This is a genomic window from Streptomyces sp. STR69 (assembly GCF_024519455.1).
Taxonomy (GTDB): Bacteria; Actinomycetota; Actinomycetes; order Streptomycetales; family Streptomycetaceae; genus Streptomyces.
On the sequence record NZ_JALJRY010000014.1, the window covers coordinates 262785 to 278211 of the forward strand.

Sequence of the window (15427 nt, forward strand, 5' to 3'; positions counted from 1 at the left end):
GGCGCGGTTAAGGTCAATGGCGTTGGCATAAGGAGAGGCGAGGAGGCCGCGATGCCGAAACCTGTGGTGCCCGAGGAGAAACGGCGGCGACGCCGTCCCACCAAGAGCGGCACCGTCCTGTCCGAGCAACTGATCGTCGACACGGCCCTGCGCATGCTTCGCGAACACGGCAGCGCCGGTCTCACCGCCCGCCGGCTCGGCCTCGCCCTGGACGCCGACCCCAGCACGCTCTACCGCTACTTCCGGGGCATGGACGAACTGACCCTGGCCATCGGTGACGCCCTCGTCGGACAGGCGCTGCGGGGCTGGGAGCCGACGGGGGAGTGGCGGACCGACCTGCGCGCGATCGGCCTGCGCATCCACGCCGCGTACGTCGCCCACCCGCAGGCCGCCCAGCTCACGGCGAGCCGCGTCACCGGCCGGGCCAACGAGCTCGCCGCCGACGAGGCCGTGCTCGACGTCCTGCGCACGGCCGGCCTCCCGCTGCCGGACACCGTGCGGATCTACCACGCGTTCATCGACCAGACCCTGGCCTTCGCCGCCCTCGACGCCGCGTCCCTGGCCCTGCCGAGCGCGGCTCTGCGCGCCGACGAGGCGATGTGGCGCTCGACCTACGCCCGGCTGCCCCGCACCACCCACCCCCGCATCGCCGAGGCGGCTCCCCTCCTGGCGACCCGCATGGTGGACAGCGCGTATCCGACGGCCCTTGAGATGCTGCTGGACAGCGTCGCCCTCCACCTGGCTAACGCCGCAGCATCTCAACCGCCGTCTCCATGACCGCCGTCGCCACGGCCGCCAGCGCCGGTGAATTCAGCTTCCACTGCTGCCAGTACAGCGGTACGTCGACCGGACGCTGCGGCGCCAGGTTCACCAGCCGCCCGGCGGTCAGCAGATCGGCGGCCTGCATCTCGGGCACCATGCCCCACCCCAGACCGGCGACGACAGCGGCCACGAAGCCCTCCGAGGTCGGCACGAGATGCCGTACCGCACTCGCCCCGCCCTGCCCGTGCCGCAGCCGCCGCACGAAGGCGTCCTGGAAGTCGTCCAACCGGTCGAAGGTCACCACCGGTGCCTCGGGCAGCGCGTCCCGCAACGGACCTGCGAGCCATGTCTCCCTGAACTCCGGGTTCGCCACCGGGAGATAGCGCATCCGCCCCAGCGCCCGCACCGAGCAGCCCGGCACCGCGTCCGCCGACGAGGTCACCGCCGCCATGACCAGCCCCTCGCGCAGCAGGGCCGCCGTGTGGTCCTCGTCCTCGCGGCGGAGTTCGAAGCAGACCGGCACGTCGCGCGGGACGCGGGTGAGGGCGCCCAGGAACCAGGTGGCGAGGGAGTCCGCGTTGACCGCGACAGACACGCGGGTCGGCTCCCCGGCCCCGCTCATCCCCAGCTCGGCGCGCGCGTCCCGCTCCAGGCGGGCCAGTTGGCGGGCGAACCGCACGACCACCTCGCCGGACTCGGTCGTCCGCACCGGTTTGGTGCGCAGCAGCAGGACCCGGCCCGTGCGCTGCTCCAGGGCCTTGACCCGCTGGCTGACCGCCGACGGCGTCACATGCAGGGCGGTGGCCGCCGCGTCGAACGTGCCCTCGTCGACCACCGCGAGCAGCGTCCGCACCTGATCGAGAGGCAGCTCCGAAACCATCACGAGCGCTAATGCTACGTAAGAATCTTTAGCTGTACTCCTGATGCCGGTGTCCCTAGCGTCGAGGGCGTGACCAACGCACTCTCCGCCGCCGCCGCGGGATTCGGCACCGGCCTCTCGCTCATCGTCGCCATCGGCGCCCAGAATGCCTTCGTCCTGCGCCAGGGCATCCGCCGCGAGGCCGTCCTCGCCGTGGTCGGCATCTGCGCCCTGTCCGACGCCCTCCTCATCGCGCTGGGTGTCGGCGGGGTCGGCGCGATCGTGGTCGCGTGGCCGGGCGCGCTCAAGGCGGTCGGGCTCATCGGCGGAGCGTTCCTCCTCGTCTACGGCGTCCTCGCCGCCCGCCGGGTGTTCCGCCCCGCCGCCCTGCACGCCGAGGGCGAGGCGACCGGCTCGCGCCGCCGGGCCGTCCTCACCTGCCTGGCGATGACCTGGCTCAACCCGCACGTCTACCTGGACACCGTCTTCCTGCTCGGCTCGATCGCCGCCGACCGCGGCCCGCTGCGCTGGACCTTCGGCCTCGGCGCGGTCTGCGCCAGTCTGTGCTGGTTCACCGCGCTCGGCTTCGGCGCCCGGCTGCTCAGCCGCTTCCTCGCCAAGCCCTCGGCCTGGCGGGTGCTGGACGGCCTGGTCGCCGCGACGATGATCGGTCTCGGCGCAACTCTCGTCGCCGGAACGTGAGATCGCGGATTCGGCGGCCACAGCCGGTGCTGCGATAGTGAACCCCGGCCGATTAGATGTAGCGAGCAACCAGGAAGCCAGTGGACACCAGCGAGAGCACCGACAGCGGTACCGAACCCGGGGCCGAGAAGGATGCGGAACCGGCGACAGGCCCCCGGCGCGGCTGGCGCCGCTGGGCGATGGACACCCGCCCGCTGCGCATCCCGGCCTACCGCCGACTGTGGTCCTCGACCATCGTCACGGCCGTCGGCAGCCAGCTCACCGCCGTCGCCGTACCCAAGCAGATCTACGACATCACCGGCTCCTCCGCCTGGGTCGGCGCCGCCAGCCTGGCGGGCCTGCTGCCGCTGATCGTGTTCGCGCTGTGGGGCGGCGCGATCGCCGACAGCATGGACCGTCGCAAGCTGCTCCTGATCACCAACAGCGGCATAGCGGTCACCTCGGTGCTGTTCTGGCTGCAGGCCGTCACCGGGCTCGAATCGGTGGCCGCGCTGATGCTGCTGCTCGCGATGCAGCAGGCCTTCTGGGGCCTCAACGCGCCCGCCCGCAACGCCTCCATCGCCCGCCTGGTCCCCGCCGGGCAACTGGCCGCCGCCAACGCGCTGGGCTCGACCGTGATGCAGACCGGCCAGGTCGTCGGACCGCTCCTCGCGGGCTCCCTCATCCCGGTCATCGGCCTGCCCGAGCTGTACCTCATCGACGCGCTGGCCCTCTGCGTCACGCTCTGGGCGGTCGTCCGGCTGCCCTCACTGCCGCCCCTGGAGTCCGCCACACCCCGCCGCGCGGGCTGGCGCGAGGTCGCCGCCGGGTTCCGCTACATCTCGCTCCACAAGGTGCTGCTGCTGTCCTTCCTGGCCGACATCATCGCGATGGTCTTCGGCATGCCCCGCGCCCTGTTCCCGCAGCTCGCCGCCCAGACCTACGCCTCCTACGACGAGGGCGTCGCGCTCGGCATGCTGTTCGCGGCGATCCCGATCGGGGCGGTGGTCGGCGGACTGTTCTCCGGCGCGTTCTCGCGGGCGCGGCGGCACGGCTGGATGGTGATCGGCGCGGTTGTCGCCTGGGGCGCGGCCATCACCGGGTTCGGGCTGAGCAGCAATCTGTGGATCGGCGTGGTCTTCCTCGCCGCCGCCGGGGTCGCCGACATGGTCTCCATGGTGTTCCGCGGAGCGATCCTGCTGTCCGCCGCCACCGACGAGATGCGCGGCCGTATGCAGGGCGTCTTCACCGTCGTCGTCGCGGGCGGCCCGCGCCTGGCCGACGTCCTGCACGGCACGGCGGGCGCGGCCTTCGGCCCCCGCACGGCCGTCGCGGGCGGCGGAATCCTGGTCGTGGTCATCATGCTGACGCTGGCCTTCACGGTTCCGGCGCTGCGCCGCTACCGCATCTGAGGGCGCGCTCAGACCGGCCGGTGGAGCGTGTAGTGCTCCATCAGCTTGCCCCGGGTCAGCTCCAGCCGGTGCGCCAGGATCTCCGCGACGATCCGGACCAGGGAGAGCCCGAGCAGCGGATCCTCCACGCACAGCGCGAGGACGGCCGCCGCGTCGAACTCGTAGGCCCGCACGGCACTGAACGCCTCCGCGCCGAAGTCCCACCGGTAGGGCGGGAACAGCCACGACCAGCCGAGCAGGTCGCCCGCGCCGAGACTGCCCACGGTCACCCGCTGCTGGGGTGTCACCCGCTGGTCGAGCGAGACCGCGCCGGAGCGGATCACCCAGAAACGGTCGGCCGTGCCGCCCGCCTCGAAGATCCTGGAGTCCTCGGCGAACGAGACCTCCTGGGCGAGCTCCATCAGCCGTTCGCGCTGGGTCTGGGGCAGGGCGGTCAGCAGCTTTATCGCTTTGGTCATGGCTCGGGGCTCCTCGCCGGCAGCGGTTCCGGAATTCTCCCTACGCCCATTTCAGCCGCTGTCGACGTCCCGGGCACCTCGGGGGACGGAATCGGGGCATGAAAAAGCCCTGGCTGGACGGGGGAGACCAGCCAGGGCCGTTAAGCGGTGGCGGCGGAGGACGGTACGGTCGACTCCGTGACCACGTATGAATGAACCGTAAACCATCAGCGGGCATTTCGTACCCACCTGAACCGGTCGCGTGACCGGTTTCACTTCGCGGCTTGCGGTCCGGGGGCCACGATCTCGTCCAGCACCCGCAGCACGGCCTCGTAGGCCACCTCCCGTACGGGGTCGCCCTGTTCCGACCACGTACGCGCCTGCTGGGCGGCGAAGGCCCGCGCCTGCTGGATGCGCCGCAACAGTTCGTCCGAGTCCACGACATCACTCATGCACGTCGCCTACCCCCGTACGCCGAGTTCACCGCGCCGGCTCCGCGATCGGCACGCCCAGCGGGCGGGCCAGGCCGACCACGGCCTCGTCGAGGCGCTGCAGATGCCGCAGCACACGGTCGGTGACCCGGCCGTAGCGCGGGGTCCCGGGCGTGCCGGGCCGCAGCAGGGACGCGATGCTCGGCCCGGTCTCGATGTCGCCGACGGATTCCCCGTCGGCGACATGGGCGCCGATGACCCCGATGTTGTGCACGATCCGGCGCCCCGCCTCCCGCAGCCGGGGATCGGCCGCGATCGACGGATGCGTCGGCAGCAGCTCGGCGGTCGCCGCCAGATACCGCGCGTGATAGGCACAGGTCTCCAGGAGCGCGACGACGAACCGCGCCGTGTCCCGCCGCGCCCGCAACGGCGTGATCGGGTGCGTCAACGGCTGCGTCGAAGCGCTCATGTCGGCCAGCGCCTGGTCCAAATCCCTTGCCTTGTCGAGGAGTTCGGCCGGAGCTCCACCGCTGAGCTGGTCGACGGCGGCCTCGGTGACCTCCGCGAGCCGCGCCAGCACGGTCCCGAGCAGTTCGTTCGTACGGCGGTCCGTGTGCACCGGCAGCACCAGCGCGGCCGCGACCACCCCGCAGGCCGCGCCGAGCGCCGTCTCCTCGACCCGCAGCACCAGCACCGACGCGCTGTAGGTGTGCAGCAGCGTGTAGAGCAGGCCGAGCATCGCGGTGACGAAGAAGGACATCAGGGTGTACGACAACGGTGCCGTGTAGAACATCGCGAAGATGAAGAGGAGCACCAGCGCGAACGCCGTCCACGTGTGGTGCCCGACCAGGCCCGCCAGACCGATACCGGCGACGACACCCAGGACCGTGCCGAGCAGTCGCCGGTAGCCCTTGACGAGGATCTCGCCCGTGGACGAGGTGTTGAGGAACACGATCCAGCAGGTCAGCACCGCCCAGTACCAGCGCTGACTGGACAGGAACTCGCCGCCCAGGATCGCCAGCGACGACCCCACCGCCACCTGCACGGCGGCGCGCGTCGTCGGTCGCCGCAACCCCGTGCGCTCCGCGTCCTCCCGCTCGGCCTCCTCGCTGCTCGCGATGGAGACGTCCTCCGCGTCCAGCTCCTCGCGCGAGCGGGTCGTCGCGGGCGTGTCCTCGGACTCGTCCTGCGGCCCGTCCACGGCGATCCGCAGCCCCAGCACCGCCCGCGCGGCCTCACCGATGCCCCGGAACACGTCCTGCACGGCGTCCGAGGCCGGCGGCAGGTTCTCCTCCTCGCGATAGCCCAGCAGCCGGTTGCGCACCTGGGCCAGCCCGGTGCCCGAGTCCGCACCCACGGGCCGCAGCACCAGCAGACGCAGCGCCTCCAACTCGCGGCGCAGCGTGTCGGTCGTCCCGTCCCGCGCCGGCAGCCGGTCGGCCGACGGGACCGGCGCGCCCGGCAGATGCAGGGTCAGGGTGTGGCCCCGCTCGGCGCTGCGCGCGGTCAGCAGCAGAAGCCCCAGCCGTTCGGCGGCGATCTCCGCGTCGGCGATCCTGCGCTGCACCAGCCGCGCCACCCCCTCGTCGGAGGTCCCGTCCTCCAGCCGGCCCTGGATCAGCAGCGCCGTCTCGTGCAGCCGCGCGGTTCCTTCCCGTACGTCGTCGAGGGCCTTCTCCATGTCGTCGGGACCGGCGTCGAGCAACGCGAGCTGCGCGGTGACCAGTTGGGCGAACCGCGCCCGGAACGCCCGCCGCAGCCGGTCCAGCGTCCCCGTGGGCGTCTCCGGCACCAGCGCGAACCGCACCAGCGCGCTGCACACGAAGGCCACGCCGATCACGCCGTACAGCCGGGGCAGCGCGGAGACGGTCGCGCCGACGAACAGGGACAGGAAGTAGATCTGGAAGCCGATCAGGCCGAGCGCGGTGCCGCGGTCGCCGAAGCGGCGGCTGTAGACCGCGCCGAAGATCAGCAGAACGAAGAAGACATCACCGGCGACCACCCGCGAGTTCAGCAGCGCGCTCAGCGACACCGAGGCCAGCGCCACCGGCAGGCCGAGCGCGAGCGTCACCGCCTGCTGCGCGCGCTGCTTCTCGCGGATCGCGAACGTGGAGACCATCGCCGACATCGCCCCGGCCACCAGATGCGGCACCGAGGCATGCAGGAGGGACAGCACGGTCAGCGTGAGTGCGATCGAGGCCACCGTCCGCAGCCCGGCCGTCAGCCGCAGCAGCCCGGGATCGGACGCCGCGACGCGATACCGCACCCGTGCCCACGCCGCCCGTCCCGCTGCCCTCACGCCGCCGTACTCTCCCCAGGTTCACGCCAAGATCCGTACGACCGATGCTACGGCTCCTGGGGTCCGGCCCCTTCGACGCGGTCCCGCAGCTGCTCCGGCGTGAGATACGAGTCGGTGTACTCGAAGTCCTTGAGCGTGGCCGGTTTGCGGGCCTGGAAGCCGGTGCGCACGAAGTCGTCGCCGGCCAGCGCGTTCAGCGTCCAGTTCGTCGCGACGCGGACCTTGGCCACGTTCGTGCGCAGTGCCGCCCAGTGATAGCCGCGGGCGGCGACCTGGGCGGGCAGACCGTGCAGTTCGATGCCCAGCGGCTTGGACACCGCGTCCTTGCCGCCGAGGTCCACGACGAGCCCGAGGTCCTTGTGGACGTACGGCTTCAGCGGCTGGTTGCGCAAGGTCGCGATCACGTTGTCGGCGACCACCTTGCCCTGCCGCATCGCGTGCTGCGCGGTCGGCGGGCAGATCGCACCGTCCCCGCCCTTGGCCTCGTCCGGCACCGCGCCGGAGTCGCCGAGCGCGAACACCCCGTCGTGCCCGGGGAGGTTCATGTCGGCGGTGACCGCGAGCCGCCCCCGAATCGTTTCCGCGCCGAGCGTGGCGATCAGCGGACTGGCGACCACCCCGGCCGTCCAGATCAGCGTCCGGGTCGGCACCACGCGCCCGTCGGTGAAGGTGACCTCCTCCGGCCCGGCCTTGGCGATGGAGACACCCAGCGAGATGTCGATACCGCGCCTGGTCAGGATCTTCTGCGCGCTCTTGCCGAGCTTGTCGCCCAGCTCGGGCATCAGCTTCGGCGCGATGTCGATGAGATGCCACTTGATCAGCCCCGGGTCGATACGCGGGTAGCGCTTGACCGCGGCGTGCGTCAGCTTCTGCAGACAGGCGGCCGTCTCGGTGCCGGCGTACCCGCCGCCCACCACCACGAACTGCAGCCGCGAGGCCTTCTCCGCCGGGTCGTCGCTCGCGTCCGCGAGGTCGAGCTGCGTGATCACGTGGTCGCGGATGTAGGCGGCCTCGGCGAGGGTCTTCATCCCGAAGGCGTGATCGGTCAGCCCGGGGATGTCGAAGGTGCGGGTGATGCTGCCGGGGGAGAGCACGATGTAGTCGTAGGGCTCGTTGACGATCTCGTCGTTGATCGTGCGGATCACACAGACCTTGGCCTTGATGTCCACACCGATGGCACCGCCCGGGATGATCCGGGTGCGGTACTTCTTGCTGCGGCGCAGCGAGACGGCGATCGACTGCGGGGTCAGAACGCCGGAGGCGACCTGGGGCAGCAGGGGAAGATAGAGCTGGTAGGAGAACGGCGTCACCAGCGTCACGTCCGCCTCGTCGGTGTTCAGTTTCCGTTCCAGGCGGCGAACGCACTCCACTCCTGCGAAGCCGGCGCCAACCACCAGGATCCTCGGTCGTGTCACGGTGTTCATCCCTTCTGCGGCTCCAGGCGGTCTGCCTCGACGTCGTCCGCCTGCCCCTGGATCGCTGCTTCGCACACCAACATCGATCCCACCGTGCCGGGAGCCGTTCCGCCAGCTGAGCGCGGCAGGCAGACGAACGCGTGGGCACCAGCATGCCCCGCCGACGCCCGGCGTACGCCCCGGGCGCATGAACAAATGGCGTACGCGAACCGGCCCCTACCCGCTCTTGGGCGACCACTACGGACCGTAGAGTGCACGCCATGTCGCACACTCAGCCCGAGCCGGGGTCCGGCTTCCGCACCCAGAACATCGACCCCGGCAACGTGACGCGGCTGGTGGCCGCGCTCGACATACAGGAAACCAATCCCGGCGTACGACGGCTGCGGGCCTGGGCGCACGAGGCACTCGCCCCGCGTGACGGCGAGCGCGCCCTCGACATCGGGTCCGGTACCGGCTCCACGACCCGTGAACTGGCCGCGGCGGTCGGGGACAGCGGGTCGGCGCTCGGTGTCGAGCCCAACCCCGGGCTGCGGACGATCGCCCAGGAACGCGCCGCCGAGGCCGGCAACCCGGCCCGCTTCACGGACGGCGACGCGCTGTCCCTGCCCGTGTCGGACGCCTCCGTGGACGTCGTCTGGTGCGAACGGGTGCTCCAGCACCTCGCCGAACCGGACAAGGCCGTCGCCGAGATGGCGCGTGTGCTGCGCCCCGGCGGGCGCGTGGCCCTCCTCGACACCGACTGGGCGACCACGATCCTGCACCCCGGCGACCCGGAGATCATGGCCGCGCTCACCTCGGGCGCCCTCACCGGTGCGGCCAACCCCTACGCGGGACGCCGGCTCGTCGGCCAGCTCAGCGCGGCCGGGTTCGTCGTCGACGACCGGGGTTCGCAGGCGCTGCTCCAGGACCACCGGTCGGTCGTCTGGCCCCTGATCCGCATGCTGGGCGAGTCCGCGGTGCGCCGCGGCGCGCTCACCGAGTCCCAGCGCGACCGTGCCTACGCCGATCTCACCGAGGCCGCCGAACAGGGCGCGCTGCACATGTCCGTGACGATGTTCGCGGTCGTCGCCCACCGCCCGGACTGACCCCCGGACGGGCTTTACCGGAACACGTTGTCCGCGTCCTCCCACCCCGTGACCTGCTCGTCCGCCGTCGGCAGTCGCGGGGCACGCGCGCGTGCCTGGTACATCGCGTCGATCTCGAACGCGTATTTCCGCACGATCGCGTCCCTGCGCAGCTTCATCGACGGCGTCAACAGCCCGCCCGCGACGTCGAACGGCTGCGGGAGCACCCGGAACACCCGGATCGACTCGGCGCGCCCCACCGGGCTGTTGGCGGCTGCCACGGCCCGGGTGATCTCCTCCCGCAGCGCGTTCTCCTCACGCGCCTCCCGGCCCCGCGCGTCGCTCTGCATCGCAAGACCGGCCTGCCAGTGCGCCACGAACTCCGGGTCCAGGGTCAGCAGCGCCCCCACACAGGGCCGGTCGTCGCCGACGACCACCGCCTGATGGATCAGGGGATGCATGCGCAGCCGGTTCTCCAGGGCGGCAGGCGCGACGCTCTTGCCGCTGCTGGTGATGATGATGTCCTTCTTGCGGCCGGTGATCGTCAGATACCCCTCGGTGTCCAGCCGCCCGATGTCCCCGGTCGCCAGCCAGCCCGCGTGCATCGCCGATCGGGTCGCCCGCTCGTCGTTGATGTAGCCCTGGAACACCGAAGGACCGTGCACCAGGATCTCGCCGTCCTCCGCGACCCGGATCTCGGTGCCCGGCAGCGCCTGCCCGACAGTGCCGATCTTCTCCCGGCCCGCCGGCTGCATGGTGATCCCGCCCGCGGTCTCCGTGAGCCCGTAGCCGTCGTGCACCATGATGCCGATGCCCGCGTAGAACAGGGACAGTTCACGGTTCAACGGAGAGCCGCCCGACGTGCCGCCGACCACCCGGCCGCCCAGGCCCGCGCGCAGCTTGCGGTACACCGTCCGCTCGTACACGGCGTGTTGCAGCCGCAGATCGAGGCCGGGGCCCGAGCCCCGGCCGAGTCTCAGCCGTTCCTCGGCCGTCGCGAACTCCCGCGCGGTCGCCGCGGCCCGCTCGAACAGCGCGCCGCGGCCCAGCTGTTGGGCCGTCCGCAACATGTTCTTGTAGATCTTCTCGAAGACCGACGGCACGGCGTAGAGATAGGTGGGCCGGAAGGAGCGCAGCCCCGACACCAGCGCGGCCTCGGTCATCTCCGGCTCGTGCGCCATCAGCCAGCCGCCGCGCGTGCACAGCCCCTGGATCATCAGGCCGTACACATGGGAGAAGGGCAGGAAGGCCAGCACGGCCGGCTGTTCCCCCGCGGGCGCCGCCGTGTTCGGCCAGCCCGAGAGCAGGGTGTCGCAGGGGCTGGCGAGGCTGCGATGGCTCAGCGCGCAGCCCATGGGGCGGCCCGAGGTGCCCGAGGTGTAGGCGACGACCGCCGTCGAGTCCGGCATCACGATCCGGCGCAGCGAGTCCACCGTGGTCTGCGGGATGTACGTGCCCCGCTCCACGAGTTGGGCCAGCGCCCCGGAGTCCAGCTGCCAGACGTGCCGCAGCAGCGGCAGCGCGGCACACACCGTGCCGACCGTCATGATGCCCTGCTCGTCCTCCACCACCACGGCCACACAGTTGGCGTCCCGCAGGATCCACTCGACCTGCTCGCGCGAGGACGTCGGATGGACCGGCACCACCTCGGCGCCGACGGCCCACAGGGCGTGGCTGAGCACCGTCCACTCGTAACGGGTGCGGGCCATGATCGCGACCCGGCTGCCCGGCGAGATCCCGGAGGCGATCAACCCCTTGGCCACATCGACGACTTCGTCCCGCAACTCGACCGCCGTCACCTCCTCCCACACCGTGGAGGAAGGGTCGGTCCGGCGTGCGATCAGCGGAAGGGTGGGATTGACGGCCGCGGTTTCGAAGACGCTGTCGGCGAGGCCGCCGGTCAGGGTGGTCAGGGCGGAGGTGGGGGGTGGAGCGACGGCGAAGTCGCGCATGCGCTGCTCCTGGGTTGTACGGGGCGTGACTCTGCCGATCATTGCTGTTATCGACGGTGCTCGAATGTAGCCCAGGTGTGAGCGATTGGTGAGGGGAACAGGGAAGTGGCCTTACGGAGTTTGGTGGTTGCCCGGAACCGACCTGACAAAGAGGGGTGTACGAGGACACGGCCGACTCACGCCGGTGTCAGCCACACCGTCGCCAGGGGCGGGAGGGTGAGCCGGATCTGGCCGTCCTCCGGTTTGACCGGGTCGGGGTTGGTGACATCGCTGCCGCCGTAAGCGGCGGAGTCGGTGTTGAGCGTCTCGCGCCAGGCCGGGATGTCGTCCGGGACGCCGAGCCGGTAGTCGTGGCGGACGACGGGGGAGAAGTTGCTGACGGCGAGAAGCGGCGCGCCCTCGGCGTCGAACCTCAGGAACGCGAAGACGTTGTCCTCGGCGGCGTCGCCCAGCACCCACCGGAAGCCGGCGGGCCGGGTGTCCAGCTGCCAGAGAGCGGGCGTGCGGCGGTAGACGCTGTTGAGATCGCGGACGAGGTTCTGGACACCCCGGTGGTCGGGCTCGGCGTCGTAGGCCGGGTCGAGGAGCCACCAGTCGGGGCCGTGGGATTCGGACCACTCGGCGCCCTGGGCGAACTCCTGCCCCATGAAGAGGAGTTGCTTGCCGGGGTGGGCCCACATGAACCCCAGATACGCCCGGTGGTCGGCGCGCTGCTGCCACCAGTCGCCGGGCATCTTCGACACCAACGACCGCTTCCCGTGGACGACTTCGTCGTGGGAGATGGGCAGGACGTAGTTCTCGCTGTACGCGTACACCATCGAGAAGGTCATCTCGTGGTGGTGGAACCTGCGGTGGACGGGCTCGTGCGCCAGATAGCCGAGCGAGTCGTGCATCCAGCCCATGTTCCACTTGAACCCGAAGCCGAGGCCGCCGGTGTCGGTGGGGCGGGTGACACCGTCCCAGGCGGTGGACTCCTCGGCGATCGTCACGACACCGGGCACCCGCCGGTACACGGTCGCGTTCATCTCCTGGAGGAACGCGACCGCGTCCAGATCGTCGCGCCCGCCATGGACGTTCGGGGTCCACTGGCCCGAGTCGCGCGAGTAGTCGAGGTAGAGCATCGAGGCGACCGCGTCCACGCGCAGGCCGTCGATGTGGAACTCCTGACACCAGTAGACGGCGTTCGCCACCAGGAAGTTGCGCACCTCGGTCCGCCCGAGGTCGAACTCGTACGTCCCCCAGTCCGGATGCTCGGCCCGCCGCGCGTCCCCGGGCTCGTACAGCGGCTCCCCGTCGAACCGGGCCAACGCCCAGTCGTCCTTGGGGAAGTGCGCCGGAACCCAGTCCATGATCACGCCGATACCGGCCTGATGCAGGGCGTCGACCAGGAACTTGAAGTCGTCGGGGGTGCCGAGGCGCGCGGTCGGGGCGTAGAAGCCGGTGACCTGGTAGCCCCAGGAACCACCGAAGGGATGCTCGGTCACCGGCATGAACTCGACGTGGGTGAAGCCCAGGTCGTTGACGTACGCCGGGAGTTCGACGGCGAGCTGACGGTACGTCAAGCCGGGCCGCCAGGACGCGAGATGCACCTCGTACACGGACAACGGCGCTTCATGGACCGGAGTCTCCGTCCGCCGGGCCAGCCACTCGCCGTCGTCCCACTCGTGGTGCGAGGCCGTCACGATGGACGCCGTTGCGGGCGGCACCTCCGTGCGCCGGGCCATCGGGTCCGCCTTGAGGAAGCGGTCGCCCTGCCGCGAGGTGATCTCGAACTTGTAGCGGGCACCCTCGCCCACGCCCGGCAGGAACAGCTCCCACACACCCGACGAACCCAGCGACCGCATCGGGAAGGCCGTCCCGTCCCAGGAGCTGAAGTCCCCGGCGACACGCACCCCTTGGGCGTTCGGCGCCCACACGGAGAAGCGGGTACCGGACACTCCCTCATGAGTCATCGGCTCCGCGCCGAGCGCCTTCCACAACTCCTCGTGGCGCCCCTCCCGGATCAGGTGCAGATCGAGATCCCCGAGCGCGGGGAGGAAACGGTACGGATCGTCCACCTCGCGCTCGTCGCCCTCCGCGTACGACACCAGCAGCGTGTACGCCGGGATCGCGTCGAGCGGCAGTACGCCGGAGAAGAGGCCGCCCCCTTCCGAGGCGAGCGGGTTGCGCATGCCGTCGATCACGACACTCGCGGCCCGGGCGTACGGCCGTAGCGCCCGGAAGGCGATCCCACCCGCGACCGGGCGCGCGCCGAGCAGCGCGTGCGGGTCGTGATGGGCACCGGACAGCAGGCGCTCGCGGTCGGCCGGGTCCAGGGGAAGGTACACGGCAGGGCCGCCCGCCTCCGAGGGTGAAGTGTCGCGCAGGGCCACGGAGTTCAGCCTCCTCGGACGGCGAGTCGCTCGATCGCCGCCATGGGTACGGGAAGCCAGTCCGGGCGGTGTCTGGCCTCGTACAGCACTTCATAGACCGCGCGGTCCGTCTCGTAGGCGCGCAGCAGAGCATGCTTGGTGCGGGGGTCCCAGCCGGCCCGGGCCGCGTAGCCCGCACAATAAGCCTCGCGGCAGCGGAGCGCCCACTCGGGGCGCCAGGGACGGCGCTGCCGGGCCGCGTAGTCGAAGGAACGCAGCATCCCGGCGATGTCCCGCACCGGGGACTGCGCGCTGCGCCGCTCGGCCAGCGGCTTGGACGGCTCGCCCTCGAAGTCGATGACGAACCAGTCGCGGCCGGCCCGCAGCACCTGCCCGAGATGCAGATCACCGTGGATCCGCTGGGCGGGCGGCCCGGCGTCACGGCCCACCAGCGCGCCGAACGCGGTCCGCAGCCCCGGCACGAACGGCCGCAGCGCGGCAACGGAGTGCGCGGCGGCCTCGAGACGCTCGGTCATCGAAGTCGCCGTGTGTTCGTTTCCCGTAGCGCTCTCGGACGGAAAAGCCGCGGCCAGCGCGAGATGGACATCGGCGGTTGCCTGCCCCAACTCGTGAGCTTCCGTGGTGAATTGATCGCCGGCGGCGAGTGCGCGCAGCGCCAGCGCCCAGCCGTCGGAGGCGTCCGGCAGGAACGGCTGGAGCACACCGAGCGTCGCGGCCCACGGCTCCGTCGTCCGGAACCACGCCACCGGAGCGGGCACGCGTGTGCAGCCCTGTGCCGCCAGTGCCCCCGGCAGTTCCAGGTCCGGGTTGACGCCGGGCTGGATGCGCCGGAACACCTTCAGGATGAACCGGTCGCCGTACACCAGCGAGGAGTTGGACTGCTCGGCGTCCAGCAGCCGGGGCGCGAGACCGGCGGACACCGACATCGACGGGTCCGCCTCGAAGCGCAGGGGACCCGCCGCACCGGGCTGCCGCAGCCGCTCCAGCAGCAGTTCCGCCGACCGCGGGTCCCGCAGGGCGTCGTACACCGCGAGCCCGGCCAACGGACCTTCGTGCACACGGCCGATGAAGGCCCGGGCGAGCCGCGGCGAGACATGTTCCCTTACACCGAGCAGGAGTTGGTAGCAGTCGCCGGGCGGGGGAGTGCCACCCGGCGCGGGAACCTCCGTGTGGGACGCGTGGACCAACAGATGGAGACAGCCCGGGAACAGTTCCGTGGTGGACAGCACGTCGAGGTCGGCCACCGGCCGGTCCTTGCCCGCGAACCAGCGCTGCCCGGGCAGCCATTCGCGCAGCAGCCCGGCGAGCGTGGCCGCAGGACGGCCGACACCAGGGCTGCTCGGTCGGAGGGGTGCGGTCTTCGGCATGGTGACGCGTCCTTTCGCGGGCACATCCTCAAAGTCGTCGGCCGTTGCGGGGAGCGACTGGTGAGAGCCGGAACCAGTAGAAGCCGTGCCCCGCGAGCGTCAGCAGATACGGCAGCTCACCGATCGCGGGGAAACGCACCCCGCCGATCAGCTCCACGGGATGCCGGCCGTCGAACTCCCGCAGATCCAGCATGGTGGGCTGCGCGAACCGCGAGAAGTTGTGCACACAGAGCACGAGGTCGTCCTCGTACTCGCGCAGGAACGCGATCACCGCCGGGTTCGTCGACGGGAGCTCCGTGTAGGTGCCGAGGCCGAACGCCGGGTTCTGCTTGCGGATCTCGATCATGCGGCGGGTCCAGTGCAGCAGCGAGGAGGG

13 protein-coding genes are annotated in these 15427 nt (G+C 71.2%); 4 read left to right on the plus strand and 9 right to left on the minus strand.

The window, feature by feature from the left end:
- Positions 1-51 precede the first annotated feature (51 nt).
- Positions 52-777, plus strand: coding sequence for a TetR/AcrR family transcriptional regulator (locus OC490_RS26565; RefSeq protein WP_262060506.1), 726 nt, complete (start codon positions 52-54; stop codon positions 775-777).
- Here OC490_RS26565 and OC490_RS26570 read toward each other — a convergent pair.
- Positions 743-1642, minus strand: coding sequence for a LysR family transcriptional regulator ArgP (locus OC490_RS26570; RefSeq protein WP_262060536.1), 900 nt, complete (start codon positions 1640-1642; stop codon positions 743-745). The two genes, OC490_RS26565 and OC490_RS26570, sit on opposite strands and share 35 nt — an antisense overlap.
- A gap of 69 nt (positions 1643-1711) precedes the next feature.
- Here OC490_RS26570 and OC490_RS26575 point away from each other — a divergent pair, with 69 nt between their 5' ends.
- Positions 1712-2323, plus strand: a complete 612-nt coding sequence (locus tag OC490_RS26575) for a LysE/ArgO family amino acid transporter (RefSeq protein WP_262060507.1) — start codon at positions 1712-1714, stop codon at positions 2321-2323.
- An 80-nt stretch (positions 2324-2403) separates the two neighbouring features.
- A complete protein-coding gene (locus OC490_RS26580; RefSeq protein WP_262060508.1) occupies positions 2404-3714 on the plus strand; it encodes an MFS transporter in 1311 nt (436 codons plus the stop codon).
- A gap of 8 nt (positions 3715-3722) precedes the next feature.
- On the opposite strand, the gene OC490_RS26585 is transcribed toward OC490_RS26580, so the two are convergent.
- From OC490_RS26585 to OC490_RS26600, 4 genes are all read right to left on the minus strand, one after another.
- Entirely contained in the window at positions 3723-4172 is a 450-nt protein-coding gene (locus OC490_RS26585; protein ID WP_262060509.1) for a cyclic nucleotide-binding domain-containing protein, read from the minus strand.
- Between the two features lie 251 nt (positions 4173-4423).
- Positions 4424-4603, minus strand: a complete 180-nt coding sequence (locus OC490_RS26590; RefSeq protein ID WP_262060510.1) for a hypothetical protein — start codon at positions 4601-4603, stop codon at positions 4424-4426.
- A gap of 28 nt (positions 4604-4631) precedes the next feature.
- Entirely contained in the window at positions 4632-6881 is a 2250-nt protein-coding gene (locus OC490_RS26595; protein WP_262060511.1) for an FUSC family protein, read from the minus strand.
- Positions 6882-6928: 47 nt separating this feature from the next.
- Positions 6929-8305 carry an NAD(P)/FAD-dependent oxidoreductase gene (locus OC490_RS26600; protein WP_262060512.1) on the minus strand — a complete coding sequence of 459 codons (1377 nt, stop codon included), beginning with the start codon at positions 8303-8305 and terminating at the stop codon, positions 6929-6931.
- A 251-nt stretch (positions 8306-8556) separates the two neighbouring features.
- Between OC490_RS26600 and OC490_RS26605 the strand changes: the two genes are divergently transcribed.
- A complete protein-coding gene (locus OC490_RS26605; protein WP_262060513.1) occupies positions 8557-9381 on the plus strand; it encodes a methyltransferase domain-containing protein in 825 nt (274 codons plus the stop codon).
- A gap of 14 nt (positions 9382-9395) precedes the next feature.
- On the opposite strand, the gene OC490_RS26610 is transcribed toward OC490_RS26605, so the two are convergent.
- The 4 genes from OC490_RS26610 to OC490_RS26625 form a co-directional block, all read right to left on the minus strand.
- Positions 9396-11312: an AMP-dependent synthetase/ligase gene (locus OC490_RS26610; RefSeq protein ID WP_262060514.1), complete on the minus strand. Its 1917-nt coding sequence runs from the start codon at positions 11310-11312 to the stop codon at positions 9396-9398.
- 176 nt (positions 11313-11488) lie between these two features.
- Positions 11489-13684, minus strand: coding sequence for a 1,4-alpha-glucan branching enzyme (gene glgB, locus OC490_RS26615; RefSeq protein ID WP_262060515.1), 2196 nt, complete (start codon positions 13682-13684; stop codon positions 11489-11491).
- Between the two features lie 5 nt (positions 13685-13689).
- The gene (locus OC490_RS26620) at positions 13690-15051 is read right to left on the minus strand and encodes a maltokinase N-terminal cap-like domain-containing protein (RefSeq protein ID WP_262060516.1); all 1362 of its coding nucleotides are present in this window, start codon (positions 15049-15051) and stop codon (positions 13690-13692) included.
- A gap of 28 nt (positions 15052-15079) precedes the next feature.
- The coding region (locus OC490_RS26625) for an alpha-glucosidase C-terminal domain-containing protein (protein ID WP_262060517.1) at positions 15080-15427 on the minus strand (348 nt) is incomplete at its 5' end.